This window comes from Dietzia sp. DQ12-76 (genome assembly GCF_014145045.1).
In the GTDB taxonomy this organism is placed as follows: Bacteria; Actinomycetota; Actinomycetes; order Mycobacteriales; family Mycobacteriaceae; genus Dietzia.
Map to the genome: position 1 here is coordinate 6212 of NZ_JAALDV010000091.1, position 5721 is coordinate 11932.

Genomic DNA, 5721 nt, shown 5'->3' on the forward strand with positions numbered 1-5721 from the left:
TCCAAAAAGGTAACAGATGTATCTCGGCCCTGTCACGTCAAAAGCACGAATAGAGTCGAAAGCGCCGGTGAGCGGGTGCCCACCGGCGCTACCGAGTTGTTACCCGAAGGTGATCAGTGGTCCGCCTCGCCCATCCGGTGTACGAGGATGAAGTTGGTCGACCCCTCGACGCCCGGCACGTTGCCCGCGACGATCACGATGAGATCGTCCTCGTTGTACCCCTCGAGGGGGAGCAGCAGTTCGTCGGTCACCTTGACGAGCTCCGCCGTCTCGTGGACCCGGTCGGTCAGGAACGTCTCGGTGCCCCACGTGAGAGCCAACTGGCTCCGGATGCGCGGATCACCGGTGATGGCGATGAGCGGCAGGTGACTGTGCAACCGGGCGAGGCGGCGGACCGTGTCCCCGGTCGAGGTCACGGCGACGAGCGCCTTGGCGCCCAACCGCTCTCCGATCTCCCGCGCCGAGTAGGAGATGACCCCGCGTTTGGTCCGGGGGATGTGGACGAGGTCCGGCGCGGCGGTGGAATCGGACTCCACCGCGAGAGCGATCGACGACATGGTCCGCACCGCGTCGATGGGGTACTTGCCCACCGAGGTCTCTCCCGAGAGCATCACCGCGTCGGCCCCGTCGAGCACGGCGTTGGCGACGTCCGACGCCTCCGCCCGGGTGGGCCGGGAGTTGGTGATCATGGACTCGAGCATCTGCGTGGCCACGATGACCGGCTTCGCGTTCTCCCGGGCGATCTGGATCGCCCGCTTCTGGACCAGCGGCACGTCCTGCAGTGGCAACTCCACGCCCAGGTCGCCCCGTGCGACCATGATCGCGTCGAAGGCCAGGACGATGGATTCGAGATTCTTGACGGCCTCGGGCTTCTCGAGCTTGGCGATCACAGGGACGTGCACGCCGACCTCATCCATGATCGCGTGCACCAGGTCGACGTCCGCCGGAGACCGGACGAAGGACAGGGCGATGAAATCGACGCCCAGGTCCAGCGCGAACCGGAGGTCCGCGACGTCCTTCTCGCTCAGCGCCGGGACCGAGACGTTCATCCCCGGCAGGGACACCCCCTTGTTGTTGGAGACCGTGCCGCCCTCGGTGACGACGCAGTGGACGTCGTCACCCTCGACCCGCTGCACGGTCAGACCGATGTTGCCGTCATCCACGAGCAGTCGGTCGCCGGGGCGGGCATCGGCCGCCAGCCCCTTGTAGGTGGTGGACACGCGCTCCTTGGTCCCCTCCACATCCGCCACGGTGATGGCGACCATGTCACCCTCCGCCCACTCGTGGCGGCCCTCGATGAAGCGGCCGAGCCGGATCTTGGGGCCCTGGAGGTCCGCGAGCACACCGACGGCGTGCCCCGACTCGTCCGAGGCCTGGCGGACCCAGCGGTAGTTCGCTTCGTGGTCGGCATGGTCCCCGTGGCTGAAGTTGAGCCGGGCGACGTTCATCCCGGCATCGACGAGTTCACGGATGCCGGCCTCCGAGGCGACGGCGGGACCCAGGGTGCAGACGATCTTGGTACGACGGTTCACCCGTACCAATCTAGACCCCTCGCCGGGATGACCGGTGAACGCGACGTCAACGACCGGCCAACGGGGGTGCGTCCCCCGGGGACTCCTCGGTCACGTCCTCGGGAGCACGCAGCTCGGACGGGTCCTCGCGGCCCCGGCGTGCCCGCCACACGTAGATCAGCGCGGCCAGCATGACGACGACGGAGACGACGGTGTTGATGCGCAGCCCGAAGATCTCGGTCGCCGCATCCGCACGGAGCAGCTCGACCCAGAACCTCCCGAAGCAGTACAGGGCCACATAGAGCGCGAAGAGTCGGCCGTGCCCGAGCCGGAACCTGCGGTCGATCAGCACCAACGCCACGGCCACCAGGACGTTCCACAGGAGCTCGTACAGGAACGTGGGGTGCACGGTCGCGAGCACCTGCCCGGTGGACCGACCGAGGGTCTGGGAGTATCCGTACGCCTCGTCGTACCGCTGGTAGATCTCCAGGGCCCAGGGCACGTCGGTCTCGCGACCGTAGAGCTCCTGGTTGAAGTAGTTCCCCAGTCGACCGATTCCCTGCGCCAGGACGATGCCCGGGGCGACCGCGTCGCCGAACGCGCCGATCGCCCGGATCCCCTGCTGCCGCAGGCCGATGTAGGCACCGATCGCGCCCAGCGCGACCGCTCCCCAGATCCCCAGACCGCCGTCCCAGATCTTCAGCGCGTCGACCGGGTTCCTGCCCTCACCGAAGTAGCGGTACCAGTCCGTGGCCACGTGGTAGACGCGACCGCCCACGAGGCCGAAGGGGACGGCCCACAGCGCGGTGTCGAGGACGACCCCCGCGCGCCCCCCACGGGCGACCCACCGCTTCTCGCCCCACCAGATGGCCACGACGATGCCGAGGATGATCCACAGTGCGTACGCGCGCACGGGGAACGGACCGAGCTCCCAGACCCCCTGCGGAGGGCTGGGGATCACGAGTCGACTCCTCGCCGACGCACGCCCGACGCGAGATCGGCCGTCAACCGCGCGAGGGCGTCGCCTCCCTCGGTGGCGGCGGTGATGAGGGCGGAGCCCACGATCACCCCGTCGGCGTAGGAGGCGATCTCCGCTGCCTGGTCCCCGTTGCGCACACCGAGTCCGACTCCACACGGCAGGTCCGAGAGCTCGCGGACACGGGCGGTGAGGGTCCTGGGGGCATCCGAGACCACGTCCCGCGCCCCGGTGACCCCCATCACTGCCTGGACGTAGACGAATCCGCTCGTGTGGGACAGCGTCATGGCCAATCGTTCGGGCGTCGACGACGGCGCCACCAGGAAGACCCGGTCGACGCCGTGGGCGTCCGTCGCGGCGATCCACTCGTCCGCCTCGTCCGGGATCAGGTCCGGTGTGATGACCCCGGTCCCCCCGGCGGCCGCGAGGTCCGCCGCGAACCGGTCGACGCCGTATTGCAGGATCGGGTTCCAGTAGCTCATGACGACCGGGACCGCCCCGGCCTCGGCCACCGCGCGGACCACGTCGAAGGTGTCCCGGATGCGGAAGCCCGCCTCCAGTGCCACATCCGCGGCCGCCTGGATGGTGGGGCCGTCCATCATGGGATCCGAGTACGGGATCCCCACCTCGATGACGTCGCAGCCGCCGGCGACCATGGTGCGAACGGCCTGGACGGACCCCTCGACCGTGGGGTACCCCGCTGGGTAGTACCCGATGAGAGCGGCCCGGTTCTCCGCACGGCACCGCCCGAAGACCTCGCTCAGCGCGCTCATCCCTCGATCCCCCCGTCCGCGTACTCCCCCGCGCCGTCGTCCGCGCCCCGGCTCGAGTCCACCCCGGCCTCCGGGGGGGTCCCTCCGCCCAACAGGCCGAACCACCGGGCGGCGGTGTCGACGTCCTTGTCGCCTCGACCCGAGACGTTGACCAGTATCAGGTCGACGCCCTCGGCGGCGAGCTGCGCTGCTCCGGCGACCGCGTGGGCGGACTCGATGGCGGGGATGATCCCCTCGGTGCGGCACAGTTGGGCGAATGCGTCCATCGCCTGGGCGTCGGTCACCGGCCGGTATTCCGCGCGGCCGATGTCGGCGAGGTACGAGTGCTCGGGTCCCACACCCGGGTAGTCCAGCCCCGCCGAGATCGAGTGCGACTCGGTGGTCTGCCCGTCCTCGTCCTGCATGAGGTGCGCATAGGAGCCCTGGAAGACGCCCGGCCTGCCGGCGTTGACGGTCGCGGCGGTGCGACCGGACGCCACGCCGTCGCCGCCCGCCTCGCAGCCCACCAGGCGGACCGAGGAGTCGTCGATGAACGGGTGGAACAATCCGATCGCGTTGGACCCACCACCCACGCACGCCACCGCGGCGTCGGGCAGTCGTCCCACCCGCTCCAGCATCTGGGCGCGCGCCTCCGTACCCACCACCCGTTGGAAGTCGCGGACCATCGCGGGGAAGGGGTGTGGGCCGGCGGCGGTGCCGAACGCGTAGTACGTGTCGTCCGCACGGGAGACCCAGTCCCGCATCGCCTCGTTGATCGCGTCCTTGAGCGTCGCCGACCCCACCTCGACGGCCTCGACCTCCGCTCCGAGCAGCCGCATCCGGGCGACGTTCAGGGCCTGACGGCGGACGTCCACGGCACCCATGTAGATCTTGCACTCCAGTCCGAGCAGGGCGCACGCCGTGGCGGAGGCGACCCCGTGCTGTCCGGCCCCGGTCTCGGCGATCACACGCTTCTTGCCCATGCGGTGCGCGAGCAGCACCTGGCCGAGGACGTTGTTGATCTTGTGCGACCCGGTGTGGTTGAGGTCCTCCCGCTTGAGGAACACCCTGGCGCCGATCTCCGCCCCGAAACGTCCCGCCTCGTACAGGGGCGACGGCCGACCCGAGTAGTCGCGCTGGAGCCGGTCGAGCTCGTCGAGGTAGGCGTCGTCCGCGCGGGCCTTGGCGTAGGCGTCGGCGACCTCGTCGACGACCGCCATGAGCGCCTCGGGGACGTAGCGCCCACCGAATGCACCCCAGTGGCCCCGCTGGTCGGGCTCGTGTCCGGTGGTCGTCCGGAGCACGTCTCCCATCGAGGGCAGCGGTGTCAGCTCGTTAGAATTCACGGCTCCCAGTCTGCCGGAAGCGTGCGCCGGGGGCCTAGCGGGGTCCCTGCGGACACGACGGGTGGGAACCCGCCGTGGCCAGGGCGTTGCACGCCGCACGGGGGTCGCCTTTGGTCACCAGGCCCTCACCCACGAGGACCGCGTCCGCACCCACGCTGGCGTACGACAGGAGGTCGGACGCGTCACGGACGCCGGACTCGGCGATCTTGACCACTCCGGACGGCAGGCCCGGCGCGATGCGGGAGAACACATCACGGTCGACCTCGAGCGTCTTGAGATTCCGGGCGTTGACTCCGATCACGGTGGCACCGGCCTCGAGGGCGCGATCGGCCTCCTCCTCCGTGTGGACCTCCACCAGCGCCGTCATCCCCAGTGACTCCGTGCGGTCGAGCAGAGACACCAGGGCGTCCTGTTCCAGAGCCGCCACGATCAGCAGCACGAGATCGGCGCCGTGGGCCCGGGCCTCGTGGATCTGGTACGGCCCCACCACGAAATCCTTGCGGAGTACCGGGATGTCGACGGCCCGACGGACCGCGTCCAGGTCCGCCAGGCTGCCGTTGAAGCGGCGCTCCTCGGTCAGGCACGAGATGACGCGGGCACCACCCTCCTCGTACATCCGGGCGAGCACCGCGGGATCAGGGATGTCGGCGAGCGGACCCTTCGAGGGACTCGCGCGCTTGACCTCGGCGATGACGCCGACACCCGCCCCCCGGAGCGCCCTGAGCGCGTCCCGCGGCTCGGGCGCCGACCGGGCCGCCTTCTTGACCGCAGTGAGGTCGGTGACGGCCTCGCGGGCAGCGACGTCCTCGCGGACCCCGTCGATAATCGAGTCGAGCACGGTACCCACCGTGACCTCCCTCTGCAGTGTTCGGGCAGGAAGTGTGATCGAGATCAACAATAGAGGCAGCACATGGGGTTCTCAGAATCGGGACCCGCTCTCGCCGGGCTCACCCCGTGGGATCGCGACCCTCGTCGAGTTCCTGCCACAGGTCAGTGCCGGTGTCCACGGCGGACTCGCCGGTCCCCCGGCCCTGGCGACGTGCGGCGGGCGTCACGTAGCGATCGTCGCGCCGCACCCGACGGGTCGGCCAGATCATGGGGACGGCGCCCGCGGCGAGGAGTGCCGCTGCCCCGGC

General features: G+C 69.9%; 6 protein-coding genes. All 6 read right to left on the reverse strand.

Features of this window, described 5'->3' with window-relative positions:
* Nucleotides 1–113: 113 nt before the first annotated feature.
* On the reverse strand, nucleotides 114–1532 hold the full coding sequence (gene pyk / locus G6019_RS04280; protein ID WP_107756295.1) for a pyruvate kinase: 1419 nt from the start codon (nucleotides 1530–1532) through the stop codon (nucleotides 114–116).
* Between the two features lie 46 nt (nucleotides 1533–1578).
* Nucleotides 1579–2472, reverse strand: a complete 894-nt coding sequence (gene lgt / locus G6019_RS04285) for a prolipoprotein diacylglyceryl transferase (RefSeq protein WP_182613350.1) — start codon at nucleotides 2470–2472, stop codon at nucleotides 1579–1581.
* Entirely contained in the window at nucleotides 2469–3260 is a 792-nt protein-coding gene (trpA, locus tag G6019_RS04290; RefSeq protein ID WP_107756293.1) for a tryptophan synthase subunit alpha, read from the reverse strand. The genes lgt and trpA overlap by 4 nt, the downstream gene beginning before the upstream one ends.
* Nucleotides 3257–4552 (reverse strand): tryptophan synthase subunit beta, encoded by a 1296-nt coding sequence (gene trpB, locus G6019_RS04295; RefSeq protein WP_107756292.1) that lies wholly within the window; start codon nucleotides 4550–4552, stop codon nucleotides 3257–3259. The genes trpA and trpB overlap by 4 nt, the downstream gene beginning before the upstream one ends.
* A gap of 67 nt (nucleotides 4553–4619) precedes the next feature.
* Complete coding sequence (gene trpC / locus G6019_RS04300) at nucleotides 4620–5432, reverse strand: indole-3-glycerol phosphate synthase TrpC (RefSeq protein WP_182613351.1); 813 nt, start codon at nucleotides 5430–5432, stop codon at nucleotides 4620–4622.
* A 100-nt stretch (nucleotides 5433–5532) separates the two neighbouring features.
* Nucleotides 5533–5721 (reverse strand): Trp biosynthesis-associated membrane protein (locus tag G6019_RS04305; protein ID WP_182627096.1); only part of this gene is annotated, 189 nt, incomplete at its 5' end.

Excerpts from the sequence above, each read along its gene's own strand:
- trpA (WP_107756293.1), bottom strand. The coding sequence starts at position 3,260 with ATGAGCGCGCTGAGCGAGGTCTTCGGGCGGTGCCGTGCGGAGAACCGG.
- trpB (WP_107756292.1), bottom strand. The coding sequence starts at position 4,552 with ATGGGAGACGTGCTCCGGACGACCACCGGACACGAGCCCGACCAGCGG.